The sequence below is a fragment of the Cohnella cellulosilytica genome (genome assembly GCF_042431195.1).
GTDB lineage: Bacteria > Bacillota > Bacilli > Paenibacillales > Paenibacillaceae > Cohnella > Cohnella cellulosilytica.
Window position 1 is genome coordinate 52,602 of record NZ_JBHMDN010000020.1, and the last position, 25,210, is coordinate 77,811.

Below are 25,210 nucleotides of genomic sequence, written 5' to 3' on the forward strand. Positions count from 1 at the left end.
AGGAAAGTCTTGAACCAGCTATGTCAGTCCCGATGAAGCAAGTGCTCATCGGGACTGTATTATTTTATAGGGGGTATTCGGATCGAAATTCTAGGAGGACGTATTAGGAGATAAGGAAACTCAACGAATTAAATCAGATTGAGTTTTCAAGACGGGTAGGGATATCATAAGCAACTTTGAGTGAAGGAACAGGACAAGATAATAAATTCCAAAAATACTGAAAGTTGATTTAACATGGTTGCTACTCGGAAGTTCTAACTTTAGCGATGAGAAAGTGAATATGAACAAAGAAAAAGAAGCAGAGTGGCTAGTGCATTTCAATAAATTCAGGTCAGTTGATAAAGGTGAAATTTTAGACTTATTTAAATGAAGCTGAACAGAGATTGAAGTATAGATAGCACGGTTGTTCGGATATTTAAATAGAAATGGGTACAAGGTTGGGGAGGTATTATGGACTAATGTAAATGTTTGCGATAAAATGGAAAAATACCAGAAGCGCCAGCATAACCTTGAAGCGGAGCACCGCGTCGGGGTTTTACTTTTATTAAGGATTGTTGAACTATTGATCTCGTGTGTGTTGTTAAATACAGATGTAGAGGAGTATGAGTTTCTTGTCATTAAGTGAGAATTCTTTACCTCAGGATGATGAGATCGCTGAGAAGTTCAGTTTGGAATTGAATGATACGATTGAGGCAGTAATAAAAGATCCCCGAAATCAAAAGATACTCTTGTTAAGGTTAGGTCTATTTGATGGGACATCTCATACTTTGCATGACATCGGAGATCAACATGGTATTTCACGTGAAAGAGTTCGGCAAGTTGTCAATGCCTCCTATCGGAAAATCAGATTTTCATGTCACTCTCGATATAGTAGAAATGATTATACGCATCCAAGTGTGATATTATTCCAAACACTTCGATCTTGGATAATGCCAGGAAATACTCAAGACACTTTTTACTTTTCATGTTTTTTGATGAGATTGTCATCCTTTCCGTCAATTCGGCTTATTGAACTAATATCAGAAATTGTTTTTGATAGTGATGAGCGCAGTGCAAAGAAAAGAGAAGTAGCTCTGCTATGTGAGAGAATGCAACAGGTATACATATCATTTTCAGGTGATCAAAAGAGGCAGAGAAAAATCTTTGAACGAATGTTTTCAAATACTATATGGCCTAAGAATCTTAAAAAAACAAGTCAAGCTGAATGGGTTAAACTGCATCCGAAGAGAACAGTTAATCAAGAGGGGGATGGCCAAGCCGGCTCATTCTTTAGTAAAAAGAATAACGTGAAAATAGAGTATGAATCGCTATTAGAGTACTCGTTCTGCCAGTATCTCGAGCAGTTGGCTGATGTTATTAAATATGTGCAACAACCATTTGCAATTCCCTATTCAACTGAAGGCGTAAATAGGACGTATTATCCTGATTATTGCTGTTTGTTCTCAGATGGCAGAACAGTAGTCGTTGAAATAAAACCAAGAAACCAAATGGGCCTGTTTGTTAATTTAAGAAAGTGGGATAGCTTGCAAAAGTTTTGTTCGCAAAATGGTTTTGGCTTTTTAATTATTGAAAAGACAAGAACGATAAATCACTATTTGTCACGGAATGTCGAACAGAGAAAAGTGGATGCAATTTTAAATGCAATCAAGGATCATGATGTTTATTGGGATGAGTTTAAGAAAATTAAAGTTGATCATGCAATTGAATGGTATGATTTCGTGGCAATCGTTATTCAAAATGATATCAAATGGACGCTAGGGCCATTTAAATTAGAGATGATATCTGAACCAACTTATGAGTTCATAGCTAATAATAAAGTACTTCACTTTCAAGAAAAGAGTTCTAGTGAGAATAATAACAAAAGTAATCACAAAAAGAAAAATGAGCCTTACGCACGCTGGACAATGGAAGAGGATGAATTATTAAAAACGAGGTTTGTATTAGAAAACAAGAGTATTAACGAAATGGCCAAATTGCATAATAGGACACTAGGAGCGATAGAAGCGAGATTAAAAAAACAAAAATTAATTGAATAGCTCCGCACTTAAAGTCTGCCGCTCAGCAATTAAAGTTTGTCACCAAGCCGACCAAATCTCAGGCATCCACCCCTGATTTTCGGTCGACTTTTTCTTTATAGCCGCAGTATGGTACAAGGATGTTCTCTCTTTTATGAATACGACAGTAGGTGACCTATATGGGGTCTATAATGGGGGGAGATTAACGAAAGGAGTCGCAAATCATGACACGAAAAATAATTTTGGATTTGGCGGTTACTTTAGACGGGTTTATTGAGGGAAAACAGGGTGAAATCGATTGGTGCATTATGGATCCCGAGATGGAGTTTAATCATTTTTTGGCTCAAATCGATACCATTTTATATGGAAGGAAAAGCTATGATTTATGGGGACAATTTACTCCGGGACTTGAACATGCGGATTCTGAAAAGGAATTTTGGGAACAAGTTCACAGCAAAGAAAAATACGTGTTTTCCAGGACGCAAAAGGGGACGGATCATAAAGCAATTTTCATAAATGATCGTATTCTTGAAAAAGTAAATGAATTAAAGAATAAGCCTGGTAAAGACATCTGGCTGTATGGCGGAGCAAGTCTTATTACGACCTTTATCCGTTTAGGACTGGTTGACGAGTTTAGATTATCCGTTCACCCTGTTGTTTTGGGAGAAGGGAAACCGCTGTTTGCGGATATAAAGCAGAGGCTGAATCTGAAAATGGTAAATACAAGAACGTTCTCCTCGGGCGTTGTACAACTGATTTATCATTTTGATGGGGACTAATTAGAACTCATAATATTGCGCAGGCCAATGAGAAGCGGGTTAAGCCGAACGAATTTCAGGAATCCCTCCTGATGTTCGCTCGGCTTTTCTTCGCTCGCTTTTGCGGCAACTATTTTTATTGACAAGGTTGAACGATATTAATAGGGTATAAATTAAAGATATTATTTGGGAGGTAGATCAATTTGTCGGTAGAAATTAACGACTTCCTAGTTCCTGATATCGGTTACTTGATTTTTAGAAAATGCACGCCAACATGGGAAATTGCCGAAAATGAAATTTCGTTTTGCGACATTACTTATGTCATAGAAGGGAGAGGAGTCTATATCATTAACGGTGTGCAGTACGAGGTGAAGCGCGGCGATCTTCTTTGCATTCCGCGGGGAAGTATTCGCATGGCCTACTGCATCGTCGATGATCTTATGAGTGTGTACTCCGCGAACTTCAAGCTCTATGAGATGAACGGACAATTTGCCGACCTTCCTCTTCCTTTGCTGTCGCACATTGGCATTAAAAGCGACCTCATCGGGCTCTTTCGCGAGCTGTCCAATGCCTGGGTCCGCAAGGAGACCGGGTACCACATCAAAACCAGAGGTCTGCTGCTTGTCATTATTCACAGATTGCTTGAGCTGATTCTCTTGAAGAAAGATCCCACGAGCATTGATTATCGGGTGAAAAAGGCGATCGAGTATATATCCGAAAACTACGCGAGCAATATTTCTGTAAAAGAGCTTGCCAATATGGCGGGGCTTAATACGGTATATTTTGGGGCGTTATTTAAAAACGAAACGGGAATACTGGTCAATCAATATTTGACGCAAACGAGAATTAACCATGCGGAGGATATGCTGCAAAACGGCGAATGCAACGTAAGCGAAGCTGCGGAGCGCTGCGGGTATAACGATCTGTCGCACTTCCGGAAGCAATTTAAAATGATCAAAGGTTATACGCCGTCGCAATGTCTCAGAATGGACCATACGGGCGAATAATCGTGTCTTTTTACAAAAAAAGATCTTTAATTAGGCATTGTTAACTATATTCAGTCTATTGTTGAAAGGTACCTTCGATGCTAAATTTAGATTAAGGAACAGGAGTGTTTTGATTAACTTCATAGGTGCTGCACGATGAACTTAACATGAAAAAAATGTTGAATTCGCACCCTATATTTTGTAGTTTATGAAAACGCTTTAATTCGTTTGTACAGAGGTGCTTCATGGATCACGCGGAACGTATATACTCCGAATACAATGCCTGGCTGCAGCCCAAATTCAGTCTGGAGCCTAAAGCTCTGCAAATCAGCGCCAGCTCCGATGTAGATTTTATCCATCAAGAATGTCGTCTGGGTCTAATTCGTCTATGGGGAGGAATTCAAGAAAGCGCCGAGTACACGCTGCGATTAAAAGTGGATGATTTGGAGCATGAGGGGTTTTCGCTTACCCCCTTGGAAAATGGATACGAGATCGCAGGAGGCAGCAAGAAGGGACTCTTGTATGGCGTTTATCGCTTCCTAAGCCGGCTTGCCGGCGGAGAAAGCATGGAGAAGATTCAGGAACATTCCGCACCCCAAGTGGACTATCGCATCATTAATCATTGGGACAACATGGATGGGCGCATTGAACGCGGATATGCCGGTCATTCGTTCTTCTTCCGTAATAATAAGTTTGACTACGATGAAGAAAGAATTACAAATTATGCCCGGCTGATGGCTTCCATCGGAATTAACGGAATTTGCATTAACAATGTAAACGTGAACCGAGTCAGCGCCGGTCTGATCGCCGAACCGCTGCTTTCCGACTTGGCGGAACTGGCTGCACGGTTTAGACCTTTTGGCATCCGATTATTGGTATCCGTCCATTTTGATGCGCCGATGATCATCGGCGGGCTTACAACCTCCGATCCGCTGGATGAGGGAGTCATGGAATTTTGGAAAGCTCAATCTGCGGTTGTATATGATAAAATCCCGGACTTATTAGGCTATTTGGTGAAAGCGGATTCGGAGTTTAGAGGCGGCCCGGAGGAATTTGGACGAACTCAGGCAGACGGTGCCAACACGATTGCCGCAGCGGTCGCTCCATTTGGAGGGGTAGTCTTTTGGCGATGTTTCGTCTATAACTGCCAGCAGGACTGGAGAGATACGCAAACCGACCGTCCAATGGCGGCTTATAAGCACTTCCAGCCGCTGGATGGCAAATTCGATCGGAACGTCATTCTTCAAATCAAAAATGGTCCTTTGGATTTCCAGACGAGAGAGCCGGTATCGCCTCTTTTCTCAAGCCTTAAGAATACGAACGAGGCCATTGAGTTTCAAATTGCCCAGGAATACACAGGCCAGCAAATCGACCTGTACAGTCTGGCGGTTCAGTGGGAAGAAATTTTGACGACTGAAGTGGATAAAGGAAAACAGCTGAAAAGTTTGTTGGGTCGAGAAATCCTGGCTATGACAGCGGTTGCAAACACGGGCGATAACATGAACTGGACAGGGAACACCCTTGCCCAATGCAATCTGTACGCCTTCGGGAGAATGGCGTGGAATCCGGAGCTTACCGCTAAAGAGCTGATCCGCGAGTGGGTTCGGGTCACGTTTGACACAGATGAACACGGACGCCGAACGGTCGAGGAGATGCTGCTTAAATCAAGAGGGATTTACGAGAGCTATACAGCGCCTCTTGGGATTGGCTTTATGGTTAATCCAAGTACGCACTACGGACCTAATATCGATGGCTATGAGTTTTCGAATTGGGGGACTTATCACAGGGCAAGCCTTGAGGCGATTGGTATCGATCGAACCTCCAAAGGAACGGGATTTACGCTTCAGTATCCGGAGCCGCTGCAAAGGATGTACGACCGGATTGAAAGTTGTCCGGAGGAACTGCTGCTGTTTTTCCACCGAGTCCGGTACGACTACAAAATGAAAGACGGACGAACATTGCTTCAGTACATCTACGACAGTCACTTTGAGGGCGCCCGGCAAGCGGAAGATTTGCTGCAATCCTGGGAGGGGCTGGAGAACCGAATTCCGCAGGAAACCTATCACTCGGTGAAAGAACGGCTTAAACTTCAACTGCTCAATGCCCGCGAGTGGCGAGACCAAGTGAATACGTTTTTCTACCGCAAAACAGGAATTGACGATGAAAAGGGAAGAAAAATTTACAGGTAAGGAGGTCCGGATGTGGTGATTACAAATACAAGTAAATCGCTCAGCTATATCAAACGTTACTGGATACTCTATCTGATGCTGCTGCTCCCGATGGCCTTCTTTATCATTTTCCGTTATATCCCCATGGGCTACATTCAAATTGCATTCAAAAACTACAGCATTGTCAAAAGTCCCTGGGAGATGGAATGGGCGGCCAATCACGGGTTCGAATATTTTATCAAGGCTTTTTCCAATCGCGACTTTCTTTATGCGCTTAGGAATACAATCCTTCTTAACTTTCTTGACCTGTTGTTGGGCTTCCCTGCCCCTATTATTCTGGCCATTCTTTTAAATGAACTCGCTTTCAAACGTTTTAAGAAGTTCACCCAAACCGTTGTCTATATGCCGCATTTTCTATCCTGGGTTATCATTTCGGGTTTGGCGCTTCAGCTTCTTGCACCGAGTACGGGGCTTGTCAACATCCTGCTCAACAAGCTGGGCTTTGCTTCGGTTCCATTTCTGAATGAACCTTGGTATTGGGTTTTCACCTACGTTTTTCTGGGGATATGGCAAAGCTGCGGTTGGAATACCATTATCTATCTGGCAGCCATTGCAGGGATTAACCCGGAGCTGTACGAGGCTTCAGCGGTGGATGGAGCAAGCCGTTTACGAAAAATTTGGCATATTACGCTGCCAGGACTTCGTCCTACGATTATTGTTTTGCTGATTCTAAGTCTGGGACACATTTTAGGCAGTGATTTTGAGCGACCTTACGCGCTTAGAAATACGCTTGTCACAGAAGTTTCCGACGTTATTTCCATATTCGTATACAATAACGGGATTCGCGGATTGCAATTTTCTCTCTCTACTGCCGTCGGTTTATTCCAATCCGTCGTGGGCGTCATATTTTTGTTCGGAGCAAATGCTCTGGCAAAAAGATCCGGCGAACGCGGCATCTGGTAGGAGGCTGTAACATGATCAAATCAAGAAGCACGAAAATTGGAGACTGGATTATCGCGATATTTTGTTTGCTGTGTGTGTTAGCCTGTCTCCTGCCGGTCTTGAATATCTTGGCCCGATCCTTAAGCTCTGCGCAATTCTTGATTAAAAATGAAGTTCTGCTTCTGCCTAAGGGACTTAATTTCGATGCTTACAGGATTGTGCTTGAAGATTCCAAATACACCTGGGCGTTGTTGTGGACCGCCATGCTAACCGTTGTCTCCACGCTTTGGTCCATGTTTATGACGGTTATGTGCGCATATCCGCTTATATATGACAACCTAAAAGGGAAAAAGCTTATCATGGCGCTTATCATCTTTACGATGTATTTCAGCGCAGGCATAGTCCCGAACTATTTGCTTATGAAAGAACTGCACTTGCTCAATAATCCGTTGGTACTGGTGCTGCCAGGCTCCATTAGCGTATTTTATGTCATCATCATGCGCAGCTTCTTCTTCGGGATTCCCGATAGTCTTAAAGAATCCGCAGAACTCGATGGAGCAGGACCGCTTAGGGTACTCACCAAAATCTATCTGCCGCTATCCGCTCCTGTGCTTGCAACGCTGGCTCTTTTCTATGCAGTAGGTCGATGGAACGGATACTTCGATGCCTTGATGTTTATGTCCGACAGAACCTACTTCCCGATACAATTGCTGCTTTACAACATCCTTAACAGTATCAGCAGCGTTGAGGTGGCTACACAGGAGGGCTTTTCAAGCCCAGGTCTGTCTGAAACGATTAAAGCGGCAACCGTTATGTTTGCAACCGTACCGATTTTGCTCATCTATCCGTGGCTGCAGAGATACTTTATCTCTGGCGTCACCATCGGAGCGGTCAAAGGTTAACTTTAACGCAGGATAGAAATTGGCTATGCCAATTTTTATAAATGAACATGAGGGGGAACGAATATGGGATTTCGCAAATCATTTTCCATTCTGGCCATTAGTACCGCTCTTGCATTAACGCTTTCGGCATGTACGAGCGACAACAAGGCTCCATCGGCTTCATCAGCTTCACCATCTTCACCAGCGTCATCGGCTCCATCAGCGTCTGCATCCGACTCTGGTGACGCCAACTCTGAAAGACTGGAGAAAATTGGTCTGGATTCCAATGTCAAATTCAAGGAGACTCGTAAGATCACAGTTGAGATTTATGACCGCGGCAATGACGGGGGATCCAAACCAGAGGACAACTTCTATACACAATATATCAAAGACGGAATGCTTCGCGACCACAATGTAGAGGTTACTTTTGTTCCTGTTCCGCGTTGGACGGAGGGCGAGGCGCTTAATAACCTGTTGGCAGGGAATCAAGCGCCGGATGTCAGTATTACTTATTCTTACCCAACCATCCAAACGTACGCCAATATGGGCGGTATCCTTGACCTGGCTCCCCTTGTCGAAGAGAACAAAGACATTCTGCCAGACATGTGGGAGTATCTGACCGAAGCCAACATCTATTGGGATAGAGATCCGAGCACAGGAACCTTGTGGGCATTGGAATCTCGTTTGAACACCCTTAACCGCATTAATACCTTTGTGCGCGAGGATTGGTTAAAGAAGCTCAATATCGAAGCGCCAACAACGCTGCAAGAATTTGAAAGCATGCTCGTAGCCTTTAAGGACAACGCTTCTACCCTGTTGGGAAGCGATGCCGACAAGATGATTCCTTTTTCAACGAGCTTTGACGTCGGCTGGCGTGCAGATCATTTGACTACCTCCTACGTGCCGGATAATATGACGGACAGAGACGTCTTCGTTTACGGCTTTGACGATCGGCATCTCCTCTTTCCGAATTACAAAGAAGGCATTAGAACGTTGAACAAGTGGTATAACCAAGGTCTGGTCTGGAAGGATTTCCCGCTGTATCCTGCCGGAGATAAAACGGAGGATAATCTCATGAAAGCGGGCTATGTGGGCGCATTTATTCACAACTGGGATTATCCGTATCGTGACGGCGACGAGGGCATTCATGCAAACCTTCAGCGGCTTGTCGGCCCGGATGCGGCTTATATTGCGATCGAACCTTTTGCCAACGATGCGGGTGTTTATAAGAAGTTTTTATCAGGTCCTGTAGACCGTAAAATTTTCTTCCCGGCTACAAACAAAGAACCGGTTGCTTCTCTGCTCTATATCAATTGGATTTCCAAGCTTGAGAATCGCGTGTTCCTGCAATTCGGAGAAGAAGGCGTTACGCACGAAAAGCTGCCTGACGGTTCCTTGAAGACCATTGCTGCAACTGGAGAAAAAATTATGAACTCTCCGGCAAACATCGACTACACGATTACAAGCAATGGTATTGACCTTGGAAATCCGGATTTGACAGTCAAGTCCATGGCCAACGCTTATGCCGGCGTTGACGCAAGATTTATCGAGGTAGCCAACCAAATTACCACTCATGACGGACGTGTAGGCAAAAATGCCAATGTGGGTGAAATCAAGGCGGAAGAAGGGCAAGGTCAAGCCCTTAAAGACAAACGGGATGCGTTCTTGGACAAAGCAGTTGTAGCATCTGTTGACCAATTTGACTCTGTATATGATTCAGGTATGAAGGATTACCTCACTACAGGCGGCCAAGCGATTATCGACGAGCGGGCAGCCGCATGGGAGAAATATTTCGGAACTGAAACCATGCTGAAATAGCATTCTGCGAGCAGGAGATTGATACTTCGCTTGCTAAACCAAGAAGCCTCGATCCGGGACATAACCGGATCGAGGCTTCTTGGTTTTAGGCTTATCGTTATACACTGACCTTTAAGGAGCGATTGTGGAGCCGGCTGCTTGAATTTCGCCGAACGCCCAATGCGTCCGGGGCACATCCGACCATCGCGGCGTTTGATCGTTCTGCGCGGAACGGCCGATCAGACGATGGATCAGAACGACCGCCTCTGCCCGGCTCAGCTCCCGATCGGGAGCAAAGCTGCCATCCTTATAGCCGTCGACCAGCTTGGCCTTAGCGGCAGCGGCAATGGCTGCGGAAGCCCAATGACCGTGCGTATCCGTAAAGCCGACGAATTCGCCGGAGAGGTCCAGCTTGGCCCATCTGGCGATTATCGCGGCGGCTTCGGCGCGGGTAACGGCACGGTCGGCGCGGAACGTACCGTCGTTATAGCCCTGCATCAAGCCAAGCGCCGATACTCGGCCGATATCGTCGACCGCCCAGGACGGGAACTGCGCCTCGTCTTGGTAGGAAGCCGTCGACGAGTTCACGGCCGTGCTGCCGTACGATCTGGACAGGATGGCGGCGAATTGACCTCGCGTTACCTGCTGCTCGGGACGGAAAGTGCCGTCTCCATATCCGAAGATATAAGGCTGCGGAAGCTCCGTGGATTCGACAGGGCCTATATCCAAAACCATGAACGTGCTAAACTTCGTTACCGTAAAACGAATAGCGCTGCCGCCCGAGAGATCCTCGGCCAACTCCCCCTTCAGCCATTCGGTAGTTCCGTCACTATGTTCGATGTAGATCCGTAAGCGATCGATCTGGCCGGCCGGATAGCTGCCGATTGGCAGCGCCAGCTCAACCGGATGCGATTGCAGGTTGGTCTCGATTGTCAGCGGCCGTCCCACGATGACCGCATGCGGGGAGGCTGCTGAGGAACCGTTCGCCTGAGCGCGTTCCGCGGCTTTCCGCTGCTCGTCCGTATCTTTGACGGGAACGACGCGGAAATAGAGGTCGCCCTGGGATGCTTTCAGCGACGCAGCCGGGATTTGGACAGACACCCCCCGCGTCTCGATCCGTAAATCGATCCCGGAGGCGGCCAAAACATTCAGCGCTTCCCGCGGGAGCGATACCTGAAGCTCGGCAACCTCGTCTTTGGCATCGGGAATCACGATGACCGCCTGGGACGCGCCGGCGGACTTCAGCGCTTCTGCCGCTGCAGCGGCCAGCTCCGATGTGAAGCTGACTTTGTCGCTTTTGCGGCCTTGATTATCCGTCGTACGTACGATTTCGACCTGGGAGACAACGCTTCCGGTGCGTGAGCCTCCCAACACGTCGGCCTTCAAAATTTCTTGAGTCTGGCCTCCCGAGCCCGACGACGAGGAAGACCCCGAGGGCGGCTTGGGAGGGAGCGTGACCATTTGCGTGACGGAGGCGTCGGGATAGCCGGCCGCGTGGATCACAATCTCCAAGCTGCCGACGGGGAGCGCACCGGCCGAGAAAACCAGCTTTCCTTCGGACAGCTCGTACGTTCCCGGCTCGGCCGTGCTGCCGTCAACGGCGACGCTGGTCACGGCGCCGCGCCATGCCGCATTGTCGGCAAACGTAAGGGTAATCTCGTTCGCCGTATCGTTTTTCGTCGTGTCGGCTTGGAGTACCGGAGCGGTAATCCGTACCTGCTGCTGCACGGTTGTCGTCTTGTATCCGTCGGCCTCAATCTCGATCAGATACGTCCCCGCGGGCAAGGCCTGCGGGAACCTCAACACTCCGGGATCAAATTCATATGCGGCAGAGATTGGCTCGTCGTCCTTCTTGATCGTAACGTTCGTGATCTTCGAACGCCAATCGTCGTTATCCTCAAACGTTAATTCAAGCGGATGAACATCGTCGTTATCCGTCACGTCCGGAGACAAGTCCGGAGGCGTCTGTCCCGTTGAGAAGTCTGGATTGGTCGTGCGAATCGTCTTCCCGTCGGCATCCAAAATATAATAATAGCCATCGTCGTAAGCGATGCCGTATCGCGCCTGGGCCAAGCTGTCCAAGGTCGCCCCTACGGTGAAGCCGAGATCGTCAACCCGGTAGATATACGCGTTCGGCGTCTCGCCGTTCATTACCAGCCCCGTAGCGGCGTGCATACCGCCATCGGAATCGGTATAAAGCTGCATGGACGCGCTGGGACTATCGGTGATTTCCACCCATTGCGGGGCGCTCTCGTCATATTTGTACAGTTTGGCCGAGTGGTTTAGCGGCTGCAGCGGACTATATTTACGAATATTGGCATACAGCTCGTTCGCAGCATTCACGGCCACGCCTGTATAGGCATAGCTGAACCCGTCCGCATCGGGCAGCACCGGAATTGAGGACCAGGTGCGGTTCTCGTCCAGCTTATAAATCGATTTCCCGTCGTTCAGGTACACGGCTTCGACGGAACTGACGACCAGCGGATTAAGAGCGCCGGATATCGTATAGCTCGAAGGCAAGGAATACGTGTCCCATGTCGCACCCTGATCGGAGCTAATACGCACATTGATCGTAATCGGAGATGTTATGCCGGTCGATGCGGCGTCGGCCGCGTACCACTTGCCGTTTCGTGCGATGAAGGAGAAGACCGTACCGAAGCCCTCGGCAGACAGGGCGGCGGATTGCCATTCCCTATCGGCAGGGCTCCGGAAATACACGGCGGGCATTCCGACCTGCGCCGCATACACGGCCTGATCCACCGATAAGGCCGGCGCGGCCAGGGCGAGATTTGCCGTAATATCGTACCAAACGGAAGGCGCCAAAGCGACCTGATGGACGGCCGTATCCGTCATGGCCAAAAGCCGCTTCCCATCGTCTTCCAAGGTCAATTTAATCGCGTGATCCTCCGTAATGTGCGTCCCAGCAGCTTGGGCTGGAACCTGACCCGCGATAAGGACGGGAAGCGCGATTACTAAAGCGAGCAGCAAATGCATCGCTTGCCTTGTGGCTGAATGTGCATTCATGAAGCTGATCTTCCTCCTGTCGATCCTTGTCGGATAGTTTCCTCATTAATTATAGCGAGGGCCTCTAAACGTATTCTCAACAAATAGATCGACTGCTTCAGGCTGCGGAAACTCGACACCTTAAATAAAATTCAATCCTTCCGTATACGGGAAGGGAAGCGGGAATAGAGCGGCTAGCCGTTCTTGAACGTCTGCGGGCGGCTGAACCGTCAGAGTCGGTGCGGGATCGAATAGGACGGAGACCAGCTCTTGTGGAGTCAAGACGATCTCGTCTCGTCCGAGATGCAGCGTATACCGACCCTCCTCGCTTTTCGTTACCCGCAGTTCTCCGCTTTGCACGTCAACGGCACCGTTCCAGTACGGCGCGGCCTGCTCCAGAAGCGCCTGCGGATCGGAGATAAAGACGGTGCCGCCGTTCCGCCTGGCCTGGGATGGCGCGTCCGGCAGCGCCTGCCGAAGCTCGGTTTCGTGCCAGGAGACGGAAGCTTCAAGCTTCTCCAGCGCGTACCGCTTCACGGCATCGGCGAAAATCGCCGCAACCGCTTTGGCCTCGCCTGCCCATTCCGGGGCTTGGGGCGCGGCCGACGTCCCGTACCGGCCGGGGACGGTCACGACGGCGAACGCAGCGAGCTTGCCGCCTTGCTCCGCGATGAGCGTGCGAAGCTCGTGCTTGCAATTGCTGGCTACCGCCTGCGAATGAATCAACTGTGCCAAATCCGTCAGACTTTGCTCGTAGCGGACGGTCCTCGATTCGGCAAGCGCGTGCAGCGCATACCAGTCGCGGGAGGCGAACTCGCGGACGGTATAGCCTTCGACGGCGCTGCGCGCGGCGATCGCCTCGGCGTTCTCGGGCAGCAGCGTATAGCGGTTGAAGCTGCCGAAATGGTAGCAATGATTGCGGGTGTACAGGGAACGATCCCCGGAAATCAGCAGCAGGGAAGCGCCAGCTTGGCGAATATGATCTTTAATGAGATCGAGCATCGTCCCGGCGTACCCTTTGCCGCGATAATCCGGGTCGGTGCATACGGCGCCGATCGCATACGCTTGGAGACGGGCGCCACCGATGTTGACGAGCCAGGGGACAAGCCCGATGAAGGAGACGAGCTTGCCCTCCTCGAAAGCACCGAACGACTGGCCGAAGTCCGGCCTGAAAATAAACGGGAACGCCTGTCCCATCGAAGTTTGCTCGTGATCGCGAAATACGCGGTCGGCCAGGCGCACCGCCTCATCCAAGTCGTCTGCGTGGCTCAATTGGCGATATTCTACCATGAATGACTACCTCCGGCTTAAGATGTATATTGTTCGCGGAAGAAATATTTGAATCCCCGGACGGAGCCCGGAAAATATGTCCTCGCCTACGTTAATCAAAATTATATCTGATATCGCGAGGGATTAGTATGTATGAAGTTATTAACAAGGTTATACACATCTTCACGGTACAGAAGTGAGCCGATACCGACAATCGTTAACGGCCGTCCACATATCCACAACATTTGTTATCCACACGTTAACAAACAACCGATAAAAGCGGGTCCGGAGAAGTTATCCTCAGGCCCGCCTTATTGCTGGATTCGGCCGGATTTTCGCTTTGTGCACATGTGGATAAAGGCCTCCGTTTCATACAGAGCGTGCTTTCTTGTCGGACGAGCGCCGCAAGGGGGAGCCGCAATTTGACATTTACTTTTCCCGGTTCTTTTGTTTACATATGACGTATACTTGAACCTACTATGCCGCAAGAGGAGAATACCCATGCCGTTAATCGGAATCTGGCGCAAATCGATTTTCGTCCGGCTGATGCTTACTTTCCTGCTGATTATGGTCCCGCTGTACGGGATCGGCATCGGGGCTTACCAATGGGGCGTTTCCGCGCTCAAGCGCGAGCTGTCCGGCGCGCAAACCTCGCAGATGGTCTACTATCTGGAGAAGATCGAGAAGGAAATCCAGGGCTTGAAGCTGGTGCAGTCCGAGACGCTGTACACCGAGGATATCCAAACGCTGGCCAACAACAACGAATATTTGACGGATTACGAGCGGGGATATTACTTAAACAAGCTGCAGCAGCGGTTGAATGCCATTAAGAACGGCAGCGTGTACGTGGAAAATGTAACCGCTTATATTCCGTCGATCAAGCGGTTGGTGCCGGCGGTCGGCAGCATCAGCGAGATGCAGGAGGCGGATTGGGAGCGGATGAAGCTGACCGATAACGCCACCCGCTCGCAGCTGGCCTATGCGGACAAGCGGTTGTTCCTCAACGCGTTCTTCCCGCCCAGCTACACCGGGGAAAATCCGCCGCTCAGCTATGCCCTGCTGATCAAGCTGTCGATTCCCGGCCTCAAGGACTCGCTTGCGCAGTTCGAGCGGAACGAATCGGGCAGCGGCGTTTTCCTGATGAGCGCGGCCAAGGATCTGCTGATCTTTAATGATCCGCCGGGCAGCGCGCAGGAAACGATTCGCGAGCTGGTGCGCAGCGAGCTTGCCGACGACCAAACTTCCGGCGACGGCAGCCAATCCGTCATGCTCGGCAAAGAACGCTATCTTTATCTCTATCAAACTTCCCCCTATCTCGGCTTGACCCTCGTAAGCTACACCCCCGAACGAGCGCTTTTTGCCGGATTGCAGAAATACGAGGTCTGGTTCTGGCTGTTGTCCGCCGCGGTGCTGCTGCTGATCGTATTGTTCTCGCTGGCGATCATCCGCTTTATCCGGGTGCCGCTGTACACGTTGATCCGCAGCTTTAAGCGAATCGAGAAAGGCGAGATGGATTTCGAGATCGTGCACCGTTCCAAGGACGAATTCGGATTCATTTACGAGCGGTTCAACTCGATGCTGGAACGGCTCAGCTCGCTGATCGACCAGAATTACCGCCAGCGCATCATGGTGCAGCGGGCCGAGCTTAAGCAATTGCAGGCGCAAATCAATCCGCATTTTCTTTACAACAGCTTTTTTATTTTGTACACGATGACCAAGCGGGGCGACTACGACGAATTGATGGCGTTCGAGCTGCAGTTGGGCGAATACTTTGAGTTTATTACGCGCAATACGTCGGACGAAGTAACGCTCGAACGCGAGGTGTCGCATGCGCGGACGTACAGCCTGATCCAGCAGAAGCGGTTCGGAGAACGCATCGCGGTAAGCTTCGGGGAGCTTCCCGAAAGCTGCGGCGGACTGATGGTTCCGCGGTTGATTCTGCAGCCGATCATCGAGAACGCGTACGAGCACGGATTGGAACGGATGGAGGAAAACGGACGGCTTGAGGTGTGTTTCGAACTGGACGACGACGCTCTGCGCGTCACGCTGCGCAATAATGGCGGGCGGATGGAGGAGGCGCGCTTGAATCAGCTTCAGGCGCTTCTGGAGACGGACACGTACGACGACGAGGTGACCGGCTTTGTCAATATTCATCGACGTATCCGATTGTACTTCGGCGACCGGGGAAGGTACGGCCTGACCGTATCCAACACGGAGGACGGAATCGAGGCGGTCCTGCGGCTGCCCAAACCCTAACAGGATAAGGCGGGAGAAACATGTATACCCTTTTGATTATCGACGACGAACCGATCATAGCCGACGGTCTGTATGAAGAATTCAAGCATTACCGGGATGAACGCGGCCTGGCCATGGACATTTATCGGGTTTACTCCGGGAAGGAGGCGCTTCGCATGCTGGCCGAACGCAAGGTGGATATCGTCGTCTCCGACATCCGCATGCCGGGCGTCGACGGCCTGGAGCTGCTGCGGCGGGTCCGCATGAGCTGGCCGGCCTGCCGGGTTATTTTCCTGACCGGCTACAGGGAGTTCGAGTACGCGCACGAGGCGATTGCACACGGCGTCGCCCGATATATTCTCAAAACCGAGGGCTACGCGAAGGTGATCGAAGCGGTCGAGGAGATGAAGCGGGAAATCGAACGCGGGCTGCAGGCGGACGCGCTGGCCGCGGAAGCGGAACAGAAGCTGCAGCTGGCCGAGGCGCTTCAGCGGCGCCTTTACTTGACCGACGTCCTGCACGGTCTTGCGCCTACGAACGGAGAGGAGCTGGACCGATTCGGGGCTCAGGGCGCAACCCTTCGCGCGGACAAGCCGGTCTGGTTGGCTGCCGGGCGATTCGACCAGCCCGGCTTTCACGACCGATTCCCGACGTACGAGACGCGGAAATCGGCCATGGAGACGGCGCTGCTGCTGGGCGAGCGGTACTTGTCGCCGCGGGCGGATTGCGCCGGCATTATTGCCGAATCCGGCACGCTGGTCTGGCTGCTGCAGCCCCCGGTCGGGGAAGCCGTCTTCGCCGACGATTTCGGACCTTTCCTGCGCGGCATGCTGGAGACGCTGCAGAACGCTTGCCGGCAGTCGTTAAACGCGACCCTCTCCTGCGCAGCCTCCGCCGAGCCATCCGGACTGTCCGGGCTCCCGGGCAACTATGCCAACCTGTGCGGCATTCTGAAGTACAAAGACGGGCTCTCCGCCAACGAGGAACTGCTTCATATGGGCCGCAACGGAGCCCGCGACCGGTCGACGGAGGAGACGATCGCCACGGTCAAGGCGTACGCCGAACGCCATCTTCACGAGGACATTTCTCTCGTCAAGCTGGCCGATCTGGTCGATTTGAACCCGACCTACCTTTCCCGGTTTTTCAAGCAGCATACGGGATTGACGCTGTCCGATTTCATTCAGGAGATGAGACTGGAGCGGGCCAAGCAGCTCCTCGCCGATCCCTCGGTGCGCGTTCAGGACATTGCCGTGGCGCTCGGTTACGGCTCGGCGTCCAATTTCGGCCGCTCCTTCAAGAAGCTGATGGGCCAGACCCCGCAGGAGTACCGGGAGGAAGCGTTCAAGTAAAGAAATGAATGGCGACTGTAAAGAGATGAAGATATGAAACCGCTTTAGCGGATTTTATAATGGGGGTACAGCCGGCCGCTGCCAATCTGCAAGCGAAAAAGGGGAGTTTACATGACCACAAACAGAAAGATCCGCACCCGATCGGCCATGGCGATTATGCTCGCAGTCGTAATGCTTACGGTCGCGGCATGCAGCGGCAATAACGATAAAAACGCTGCGCCGTCTCCAAGCGCTTCGACGGCCGCGAATGGATCGGGCAACGGAAGCGCCGCGAGCGATGAAGGATCGGGAGCGGCGGACGACCCGCTGGGCAAATACGAGACGCCGATTACGGTGACTACGGTGTTCGGTTTGTCCGACCAGGTGCAGAAGGCCGTCGCGATCAAAGACTCGGTCGTCGCGGACAACATCTGGACGCGCGGATATGAACGGGATCTCGGCATCAAAGTGGAGTACAAATGGACGGTGCCGGGCGTGCAATTCGAACAGAAGCTGAATGTCGCGATATCGTCGAACGATTTGCCGGACGTTATTCCGGCCGATGCCCGCCAATTCAAGATGCTGGTGGATTCCGGCGTCGCGATGGATATCACGGAGCTGTTCGAGCGGTACGCTTCGGATTTCACGAAGGAAATGATGGAGGCCGACAAGCATATCGGCCTTGAGCAGGCGACCGTAGCCGGGAAGCTGATGGCGCTGCCGCAGGTCGGAGGAGCGATCGATTCAAGCTCGATGATCTGGATTCGCGCAGACTGGCTGCGCAAGCTGGGGCTGGAGCCGCCGAAATCGATAGATGACGTGATGAAGATCGCCGAAGCGTTCACGACGCGCGATCCGGACGGCAACAGCAAGGACGATACGTACGGCATGGCGCTGAGCAAAGATTTGATCGGCAACGGCTTTGGTTTTGTGGACGGCTTCATGGAAGGCCACCACGCCTATCTCAATGGCTGGATCGACGACGGCGCCGGCCAACTGGTATACGGAAGCGTGCAGCCGGAAGTGAAGACGGCGCTCGGCAAGCTGGCGGAGATGTATAAGAACGGCTATATCGACAAAGAGTTTTCCGTCAAGGACAATGCCAAGGTCGCGGAATCCATTACGGCGGGCAAAGTCGGATTGGTATACGGCCAGCACTTCCTGCCCTTCTATCCGCTGCAGGACGCCAAGAACAAGGATCCCAACGCCGACTGGCAGGCGTTCCCGATCGTCTCCGTGGACGACCAGCCCGCACAGCCGATGATCGGCGGTTCGACCCCCACGTTCTATGTGATCAACAAGAACATGAAAAACCCGGAAGCGGCAATCAAACTGTACAACTATTATTACGCCAAGGACCCGGCATTAAGCCCGGATTTCGACCCGGCCTATCACGGCGTTAACGGAGAGCTTGAGGAGAAGCCGGATCAACTGCACGATCTGGCGCCGATCCGCTCCTATTATCCGCAGCAGAACCTGTTTATCCACCAAAGCGTCAAACGGTTTTTCACGGAAAACGACGAATCGGCCAAGGAAAACTATTGGGTCAAAGACAACGTGGAGCAGATCGAGAAATATAAGGCCGGCGACAACAAGCTGTGGAGCACCTGGGCGTGGTCCGGTCCGGAGAACAGCGCGTTTAACGTCATCGACGGCTACGAGCAGCAAGGTCTGTTCAAGCAGAACGGCTACATCAAAGCCGATACGCCGGCCATGACGCAGAAAGGCGCGACGCTTAACCAGATGCGCCTCGAGACGTTCACCAAGATTATTATGGGCGCGGCGTCGCTTGACGAGTTCGACAGCTATGTCGAGAAGTGGAAGAAGCTCGGCGGCAACGACATGACCAAGGAAGTTAACGAAGCGAAATAACCGGTCGACACGGGCTGCCGGAGCGGTCATCTGCTCCGGCAGCCTTTTGAAGACTGCCGACAAGGAAGTGAAATGCCCGTGAAGCTTGCTAAAACCGGAGACAAGGGGAGCCGGCTTCGGCAGCAGACTCCGATGCACTTGATGCTTCTGCCGTGCGTTCTGGTTCTGGCCGTCTTCAGTTATTATCCGATGATCGGAATCGTGATTGCCTTCCAGAACTACAATCCGACAAAAGGCTTCTTCAATTCTCCGTTCGTCGGATGGGAAAACTTCGAATACGTCTCTCTCATGCCGGAGACGCTGCAGGTGCTGTGGAACACCGTATTTATCGCGCTGCTCAAAATCCTGTTGGGCCTGCTCGTTCCGATTGCGTTTGCCATTCTGCTGGATTTGGTACGGAGAAGCGTGGTCAAACGGTTTGTGCAGACGGTCGTCTATATTCCGCATTTTCTGTCCTGGGTTATTCTTTCCGGCATTCTGATCGATATTTTGTCCCCGAGCGAGGGCATTGTCAATACGGCGCTCAAGAGCTTTGGCCTCGAGCCGGTCTTTTTCCTGTCGAATGAAACGATGTTCCCCTATGTGCTTGTGGTGACCGACGTCTGGAAGGAATTCGGCTACGGTACGATTATTTACCTGGCCGCCATTACGTCGATCAATCCGGCGCTGTACGAAGCGGCCGTCATGGACGGCGCCAACCGCTTCCGCCAGGCGCTGCACGTCACGCTTCCCGGCATTCTGCCGATAGTCGTTCTGATGGCGACGCTCAGTCTCGGCAACGTGCTTAACGCGGGCTTCGAGCAGGTGTTTAACCTGTACAGCCCGGCCGTGTACCGCACGGGGGACATTCTCGATACGTTCGTCTACCGGATTGGCCTGCTCAACAGCCAATACGGCGTGGCTACGGCGGTGGGCTTGTTCAAATCCGTCGTGTCGTTCGTCTTTATCGCGGTCGGTTACCGGCTCGCGGTCAAATATGCAGGTTACCGGATATTCTGACGGAAAGGAGCCCGGCTATCATGACACAACGCACGAGCGGCGCCCGTCTGTTCGATATCTTCAATTATCTGTTGCTTTTTCTGGCAACGGCGCTCTGCATTTTTCCGATTCTTCACGTTCTGGCCGTATCGTTCAGCTCCAGCACGGCGGCGGCCTCCGGCGAGGTTACGCTGTGGCCGGTCGAATTCAACTTTACCAGCTACAAGTATGCGCTGGCGAAGCCGCAGTTTCTCGATTCGTTCCTGGTTACGCTGCGGCGGGTCGGTCTCGGACTGGCCGTGAACATGCTGCTGACGATTCTCGCGGCTTATCCGCTCTCCAAGGAAAACAGCGAGCTGTCCGGCCGGAGCGCTTATGCCTGGTATTTCTTTGTCACGATTATTTTCAGCGGGGGACTGATCCCTTGGTACATGACCGTGAAGCAGCTCGGCATGATCGATACGCTGTGGGCGCTCGTGCTGCCGGGGGCCGTGCCGGTGTTCAACGTTATCATTCTGCTGAACTTTTTCCGTCAGCTGCCGAAGGAAATCGGCGAATCGGCGGTCATGGACGGAGCGGGGCACTGGACGATCCTGCTTCGCATCTATGTGCCGCTGTCCACGCCCGCGTTGGCGACCTTGATCCTGTTTACCTGCGTGGGACACTGGAATTCCTGGTTCGACGGCTTGATTCTGATGGGATCGCCGGACCATTACCCGCTGCAAACCTACTTGCAGACGATCACCGTCAATCGCGATATGTCCCTGTTTACTACGGCGTCGCAGGAGGAGCTTCAGGCGCTGTCGCAAATCTCCGACCGGACGCTGAAGTCTGCGCAAATCTTCATCGCGGCCGCGCCGATTCTGGCGATCTATCCTTTTCTGCAAAAATATTTTATGAAGGGCATTGTGCTGGGCAGTGTCAAAGGTTGACGGGAGGTTACACGAAGTGGGCGGAAGATGGAAGGCTTTGATGGACGGAGAGGCGGCGCCGGGAGCGATCGCGCCGTTGTTCTGGCAGCATGGCGAGGACGGCGCGCTGCTGCGCGAGGAAATCCGGCAGATGCGCGGGGCTGGCATCGACAGTTTTATCGTCGAGTCGCGGCCGCATCCGGATTATTTGGGCGACGGCTGGTGGCGCGACCTGGACATCATTCTCGAGGAAGCGCGCACGCTGGACATGAAGGTGTGGCTGTTCGACGATAACCGATTTCCGAGCGGCTTCGCGGGCGGACGGGTTCGCGATCATCATCCGGAGCATACGAAAACGTATTTGGCCGCAAGGCACATCGACGCGATCGGGCCGCTGCGGGGCAGCTCCTTTCTCGTTAAGCTGTGGCTGGAGGACGGGGAGCGGCTATTGGGCGTCGTCGCCGCCAAACGAACGGACGGCGAGGACGGCATCGACGGCGCGACGCTGACGGAACTCGGACATGGTGTGCAGGACGGCGTGCTGTACTGGGACGTTCCCGAAGGCGCGTGGCGGGTGTTCATTCTCGTTCGCACGCCGCTCGGCGGAGAGGAAAATACGAAGGACTATATCAATCCGATCGACGAACGGGCCGTCGCGCTGTTTATCGATTATGTGTATGAAGCGCATTATCGCCGATATGCGGACGATTTCGGCCGGACGATCGCGGGCTTCTTCACGGACGAGCCGCGCTTCGGCAATGCCGGCTCTTACGATGCGCGTATCGGAGCCAGGCGTCTGGATTATCCATACGGCGGCGAGCCCGGCAAATCCGGCTGCTCTCCGTACGTATTGCCATGGTCCGACACGCTGCTGGCGGAGCTGGACAAGGCCTGGACCGGCCTTCAAGGCGATAGCGGCGGGACGGCTTCGGGAGGATTTCTGCGCTATGCGCCCCTGCTGTGGTATGAGGGCGGCGACCGTACCTCCGCGACGCGCTTCGCTTTTATGGACACGGTCAGCAGGCTGTTCGGGCAAAATTTCATGCGGCAAATCGGCGATTGGTGCCGAGAGCGCGGCGTCAAGCTGATTGGCCACGTCGTCGAGGACAACGGAGCGCACGCGCGGCTCGGGTTCGGCAGCGGACATTTTTTTCGCTCGGTCAGCGGCCTGGATTATTCCGGCGTCGATGTCGTCTATCACCTGTGGCCGGAATTTACGGAAGGCAAGTTTCATTCGCCCTTCGGTTATCTGGACGCGGATTTCTTCTACTGGGGCTTGATCAAACTGGCCAGCTCGGCCGCCCACCTCGACCCCGCCAAGCAGGGCACGACGATCTGCGAAGCGTTCGGCGCCTACGGCTGGCAGGAGGGACTCAAGCTGATGAAATGGATCACGGACCATATTTGCGTCCGGGGCGTCAACTTTATCGTACCGCACGCGTTCTCGCCCAAGTATCCGGATCCCGATTGTCCGCCCCATTTCTATGCGCGGGGGGAAAATCCGCAATGGCGTTTTTTTGCGGAATGGTCCCGTTACGCCAACCGGGTATGCCATCTGTTGTCGGGCGGACGGCACAGCGCGCCCGTTGCGGTCGTCTATCATGCCGAAGCGGAGTGGACCGGGGAGTATCAGCCCTTCGAGAAGGTCGTCAAGGAGCTGGCGCTGCGCCAGATCGACTGCGATATCGTCCCGGTCGACACCCTTGTCGCGCAAGACGCCGACGCGGCGGTAGAGGACGGCCAATGGGCCGTCAACGAAGAACGTTTCAAGGCGGTGGTGGTTCCTTATGCGGAATGCTGGCCCGAAGCTCTGATCGACGCTTTGCTGGAGCTGGCGAGCCGGGGGGTTCAGGTGCTGTTCGCCGAGGGTTTGCCGCGCCGAAGCGTGGAAAATCGCTCCGGCTTTTCCCGGAAGCTGGAGCGATTGGAGCGGCTGACTGCCGTCTGCGCGACGTCCGGCTTGCCCGATTGGCTGGAGGCGGGCGGCTGCCGCGACATCGAGCTCGGCGAACGCGAGCCCTCGCTGCGGTATTGCCGCTATCTTCGCGACGGAGAGGAGCTTTATTTCTTTACCAACGAGAGTCGCAACCGCATCGTGCACACTACGGTCACGATGAGACGCGGCGACGGCGTAAAGCCGGTGGTCTACGACGCGCTGCGCCATGAAGCGTACGCAATCGCTTGCCGGAGCAGCGGAGAGACGACAACCGTCGAGCTGCGGCTGGAGCCGTACGAGTCCGTTTTTATCGTGTTTTCGGCTGCCGGGGACGCGTATGTCGACGAGGCGCGGCTCGCCGATTTCGCCTCGCGCCAAGCCGGCCGGCCGGTGGCCGAGCTGTGCGGACCGTGGACGGTCAGCCTGGCCGAGGCGCAGAGCTATCCGCGTTTTCGCCCGGCGGCGCAATTGGATGCATTGACGAACCTGGCAGTCCCCGAGCTGTTCCCCGCGTTCTCCGGCACGTTCCGATACGAAACGGAGTTCGAGATGGAGGCGGAGGAGGCCGAGTCGTGCGACACGCTCGATGTGCACGAAGCGCATGAAACCGTCGAGGCGTGGCTGAACGACCGGCCGCTCGGCATCCGGATTTGCCCGCCGTACCGCTACGCAATCGGCGAACACGTCAGGGCGGGGAAGAACCGCCTGCGCATCGAAGTAACCAATACGCTGGCCAAGCGGCAGCCATCCGTTTTCGACCGGGCCATGGCCCAGGAACCGTCGGGATTGATAGGTCCCGTAACCCTTACGAATAGCTGGAGGTTTAACCTATGACAGAGACAAACAAGGCCCAGGTTGCCGTATATTATTTTCCAAACTACCATGTTGATCCGATCAACGAGCAGACGCACGGGAAAGGCTGGACGGAATGGGAGCTGGTGAAACGCGCGACGCCCCGGTTTCCCGGACACGCGCAGCCCAAAACGCCTTTGTGGGGCTACCTGGACGAATCGAAGCCCGCGACCGCGGAACGGCAAATCGCCGCCGCGGCCGACCACGCCATCGACGCGTTTATTTACGACTGGTACTGGTATGACAATCGGCCGTTTCTGCACCGGGCGCTGGAGGAAGGTTATCTGCACGCCGCCAACCGCGATCGGCTCAAGTTTGCGTTGATGTGGGCGAACCACGATTGGCTGAACATTTTTCCGTACAAGCGCGGAATGAAGCATACGGTGCTGACGAGCGGCCTCGTGTCGTCCGAAGCGTTCGAGGCCGCTACCGATTATATGATCGAGAAGTATTTCTGCCAACCGTCCTATTGGCGTGTAAACGGCGGCTTATATTTCTCCTTCTACGAGCTGATGAGCCTCATCCAAAGCTTCGGCACGGTGGACGCGACCAAACGCGCGCTCGAACGCTTCCGGGAAAAGGTGCGCAAGGCCGGATTGGGCGAGCTGCACTTGAATGCGGTCGTATGGGGCATTCAAAATCTGCCGGGCGAGAAAAAGCTGGAACGGCCCGACGAGAGGGTGCGCGAGCTCGGGTTCGATAGCGTGACCTCCTACGTATGGGTTCACAACGTGCCGTTGGACGACTTTCCGACGGTCGATTACGCCAAGGTGGCCCGTAAGGCCGAACGGGACTGGTCCAAGTTCAAGGGTGAATTTACGGTGCCGTATTTCCCCAACGTCTCGATGGGATGGGATTCGACCCCGCGCACGGTTCAATCGGACGTTTACGAACGCGAGGCGCTCGGTTATCCGTTCACGCCGACGATCATCGGAAATACGCCGGACAAGTTCGAAGAAGCGATGCGAGCGGTGAAGAAGTTTCTGGAGCAGTCGGATCGGGATACGCCGCGAATCGTCACCGTGAATTCATGGAACGAATGGACCGAAGGCAGCTATATCGAACCCGATACGGTGCACGGAACCGCCTATCTGGATGCCATTCGCCGCGTATTCGGTTAGGGCGTGTAGGCAACTGTCCTCGGAGTATGCATACACGTCCTAGCCGCTGTCTACGATAAACCTTAGAGCCGAGCGAGTTTCAGGTATCCACTCCTGATTTTCGCCCGGCTTTTGGTTGTATGCTCTGAATGCGGCTTTTACGATAACGCGTTAGTGAA

At 52.9% G+C, this 25,210-nt stretch carries 16 protein-coding genes; 14 read left to right on the forward strand and 2 right to left on the reverse strand.

Annotation, left to right across the window (positions count from 1 at the left end; all coding sequences use genetic code 11):
- Positions 1-611 precede the first annotated feature (611 nt).
- The 7 genes from ACFFT4_RS15515 (at position 612) to ACFFT4_RS15545 (ending at position 9,568) form a co-directional block, all read left to right on the forward strand.
- On the forward strand, positions 612-2,036 hold the full coding sequence (locus tag ACFFT4_RS15515) for a TnsA endonuclease N-terminal domain-containing protein (RefSeq protein WP_378049087.1): 1,425 nt from the start codon (positions 612-614) through the stop codon (positions 2,034-2,036).
- A gap of 203 nt (positions 2,037-2,239) precedes the next feature.
- Positions 2,240-2,794 (forward strand): dihydrofolate reductase family protein, encoded by a 555-nt coding sequence (locus tag ACFFT4_RS15520; protein WP_378049089.1) that lies wholly within the window; start codon positions 2,240-2,242, stop codon positions 2,792-2,794.
- A 182-nt stretch (positions 2,795-2,976) separates the two neighbouring features.
- Positions 2,977-3,780: a helix-turn-helix domain-containing protein gene (locus tag ACFFT4_RS15525; protein ID WP_378049091.1), complete on the forward strand. Its 804-nt coding sequence runs from the start codon at positions 2,977-2,979 to the stop codon at positions 3,778-3,780.
- Positions 3,781-4,004: 224 nt separating this feature from the next.
- Positions 4,005-5,948: an alpha-glucuronidase gene (locus tag ACFFT4_RS15530; RefSeq protein ID WP_378049093.1), complete on the forward strand. Its 1,944-nt coding sequence runs from the start codon at positions 4,005-4,007 to the stop codon at positions 5,946-5,948.
- Between the two features lie 12 nt (positions 5,949-5,960).
- A complete protein-coding gene (locus tag ACFFT4_RS15535; protein WP_378049095.1) occupies positions 5,961-6,890 on the forward strand; it encodes an ABC transporter permease in 930 nt (309 codons plus the stop codon).
- 11 nt (positions 6,891-6,901) lie between these two features.
- On the forward strand, positions 6,902-7,771 hold the full coding sequence (locus ACFFT4_RS15540) for a carbohydrate ABC transporter permease (protein WP_378049096.1): 870 nt from the start codon (positions 6,902-6,904) through the stop codon (positions 7,769-7,771).
- A 63-nt stretch (positions 7,772-7,834) separates the two neighbouring features.
- On the forward strand, positions 7,835-9,568 hold the full coding sequence (locus tag ACFFT4_RS15545) for a type 2 periplasmic-binding domain-containing protein (RefSeq protein ID WP_378049098.1): 1,734 nt from the start codon (positions 7,835-7,837) through the stop codon (positions 9,566-9,568).
- Between the two features lie 111 nt (positions 9,569-9,679).
- Here the strand turns inward: ACFFT4_RS15545 and ACFFT4_RS15550 are convergent, their stop codons facing one another.
- Positions 9,680-12,571: a hemoblobin-interacting domain-containing protein gene (locus ACFFT4_RS15550; RefSeq protein ID WP_378049099.1), complete on the reverse strand. Its 2,892-nt coding sequence runs from the start codon at positions 12,569-12,571 to the stop codon at positions 9,680-9,682.
- 120 nt (positions 12,572-12,691) lie between these two features.
- Entirely contained in the window at positions 12,692-13,840 is a 1,149-nt protein-coding gene (locus tag ACFFT4_RS15555) for a GNAT family N-acetyltransferase (RefSeq protein WP_378049101.1), read from the reverse strand.
- A gap of 480 nt (positions 13,841-14,320) precedes the next feature.
- Between ACFFT4_RS15555 and ACFFT4_RS15560 the strand changes: the two genes are divergently transcribed.
- The 7 genes from ACFFT4_RS15560 to ACFFT4_RS15590 all read left to right on the forward strand — a co-directional run bounded on the left by ACFFT4_RS15560 (position 14,321) and on the right by ACFFT4_RS15590 (position 25,052).
- Positions 14,321-16,075, forward strand: a complete 1,755-nt coding sequence (locus ACFFT4_RS15560) for a sensor histidine kinase (RefSeq protein WP_378049103.1) — start codon at positions 14,321-14,323, stop codon at positions 16,073-16,075.
- Positions 16,076-16,095: 20 nt separating this feature from the next.
- Positions 16,096-17,403 (forward strand): response regulator transcription factor, encoded by a 1,308-nt coding sequence (locus tag ACFFT4_RS15565; protein ID WP_378049105.1) that lies wholly within the window; start codon positions 16,096-16,098, stop codon positions 17,401-17,403.
- A 111-nt stretch (positions 17,404-17,514) separates the two neighbouring features.
- Positions 17,515-19,254 carry an extracellular solute-binding protein gene (locus tag ACFFT4_RS15570; protein WP_378049107.1) on the forward strand — a complete coding sequence of 580 codons (1,740 nt, stop codon included), beginning with the start codon at positions 17,515-17,517 and terminating at the stop codon, positions 19,252-19,254.
- 72 nt (positions 19,255-19,326) lie between these two features.
- Positions 19,327-20,253, forward strand: coding sequence for an ABC transporter permease (locus ACFFT4_RS15575; protein WP_378049109.1), 927 nt, complete (start codon positions 19,327-19,329; stop codon positions 20,251-20,253).
- 20 nt (positions 20,254-20,273) lie between these two features.
- Positions 20,274-21,164, forward strand: coding sequence for a carbohydrate ABC transporter permease (locus ACFFT4_RS15580; protein ID WP_378049111.1), 891 nt, complete (start codon positions 20,274-20,276; stop codon positions 21,162-21,164).
- 16 nt (positions 21,165-21,180) lie between these two features.
- On the forward strand, positions 21,181-23,913 hold the full coding sequence (locus ACFFT4_RS15585) for a glycosyl hydrolase family 2 protein (protein ID WP_378049113.1): 2,733 nt from the start codon (positions 21,181-21,183) through the stop codon (positions 23,911-23,913).
- Positions 23,910-25,052 carry a glycosyltransferase WbsX family protein gene (locus ACFFT4_RS15590; protein WP_378049115.1) on the forward strand — a complete coding sequence of 381 codons (1,143 nt, stop codon included), beginning with the start codon at positions 23,910-23,912 and terminating at the stop codon, positions 25,050-25,052. The genes ACFFT4_RS15585 and ACFFT4_RS15590 overlap by 4 nt, the downstream gene beginning before the upstream one ends.
- The last annotated feature ends 158 nt before the right edge of the window (positions 25,053-25,210 follow it).

Excerpts from the sequence above, each read along its gene's own strand:
- ACFFT4_RS15520 (WP_378049089.1), top strand. The coding sequence starts at position 2,240 with ATGACACGAAAAATAATTTTGGATTTGGCGGTTACTTTAGACGGGTTT.
- ACFFT4_RS15530 (WP_378049093.1), top strand. The coding sequence starts at position 4,005 with ATGGATCACGCGGAACGTATATACTCCGAATACAATGCCTGGCTGCAG.
- ACFFT4_RS15540 (WP_378049096.1), top strand. The coding sequence starts at position 6,902 with ATGATCAAATCAAGAAGCACGAAAATTGGAGACTGGATTATCGCGATA.
- ACFFT4_RS15545 (WP_378049098.1), top strand. The coding sequence starts at position 7,835 with ATGGGATTTCGCAAATCATTTTCCATTCTGGCCATTAGTACCGCTCTT.
- ACFFT4_RS15550 (WP_378049099.1), bottom strand. The coding sequence starts at position 12,571 with ATGAATGCACATTCAGCCACAAGGCAAGCGATGCATTTGCTGCTCGCT.
- ACFFT4_RS15555 (WP_378049101.1), bottom strand. The coding sequence starts at position 13,840 with ATGGTAGAATATCGCCAATTGAGCCACGCAGACGACTTGGATGAGGCG.
- ACFFT4_RS15560 (WP_378049103.1), top strand. The coding sequence starts at position 14,321 with ATGCCGTTAATCGGAATCTGGCGCAAATCGATTTTCGTCCGGCTGATG.
- ACFFT4_RS15565 (WP_378049105.1), top strand. The coding sequence starts at position 16,096 with ATGTATACCCTTTTGATTATCGACGACGAACCGATCATAGCCGACGGT.
- ACFFT4_RS15570 (WP_378049107.1), top strand. The coding sequence starts at position 17,515 with ATGACCACAAACAGAAAGATCCGCACCCGATCGGCCATGGCGATTATG.
- ACFFT4_RS15575 (WP_378049109.1), top strand. The coding sequence starts at position 19,327 with ATGCCCGTGAAGCTTGCTAAAACCGGAGACAAGGGGAGCCGGCTTCGG.
- ACFFT4_RS15580 (WP_378049111.1), top strand. The coding sequence starts at position 20,274 with ATGACACAACGCACGAGCGGCGCCCGTCTGTTCGATATCTTCAATTAT.
- ACFFT4_RS15590 (WP_378049115.1), top strand. The coding sequence starts at position 23,910 with ATGACAGAGACAAACAAGGCCCAGGTTGCCGTATATTATTTTCCAAAC.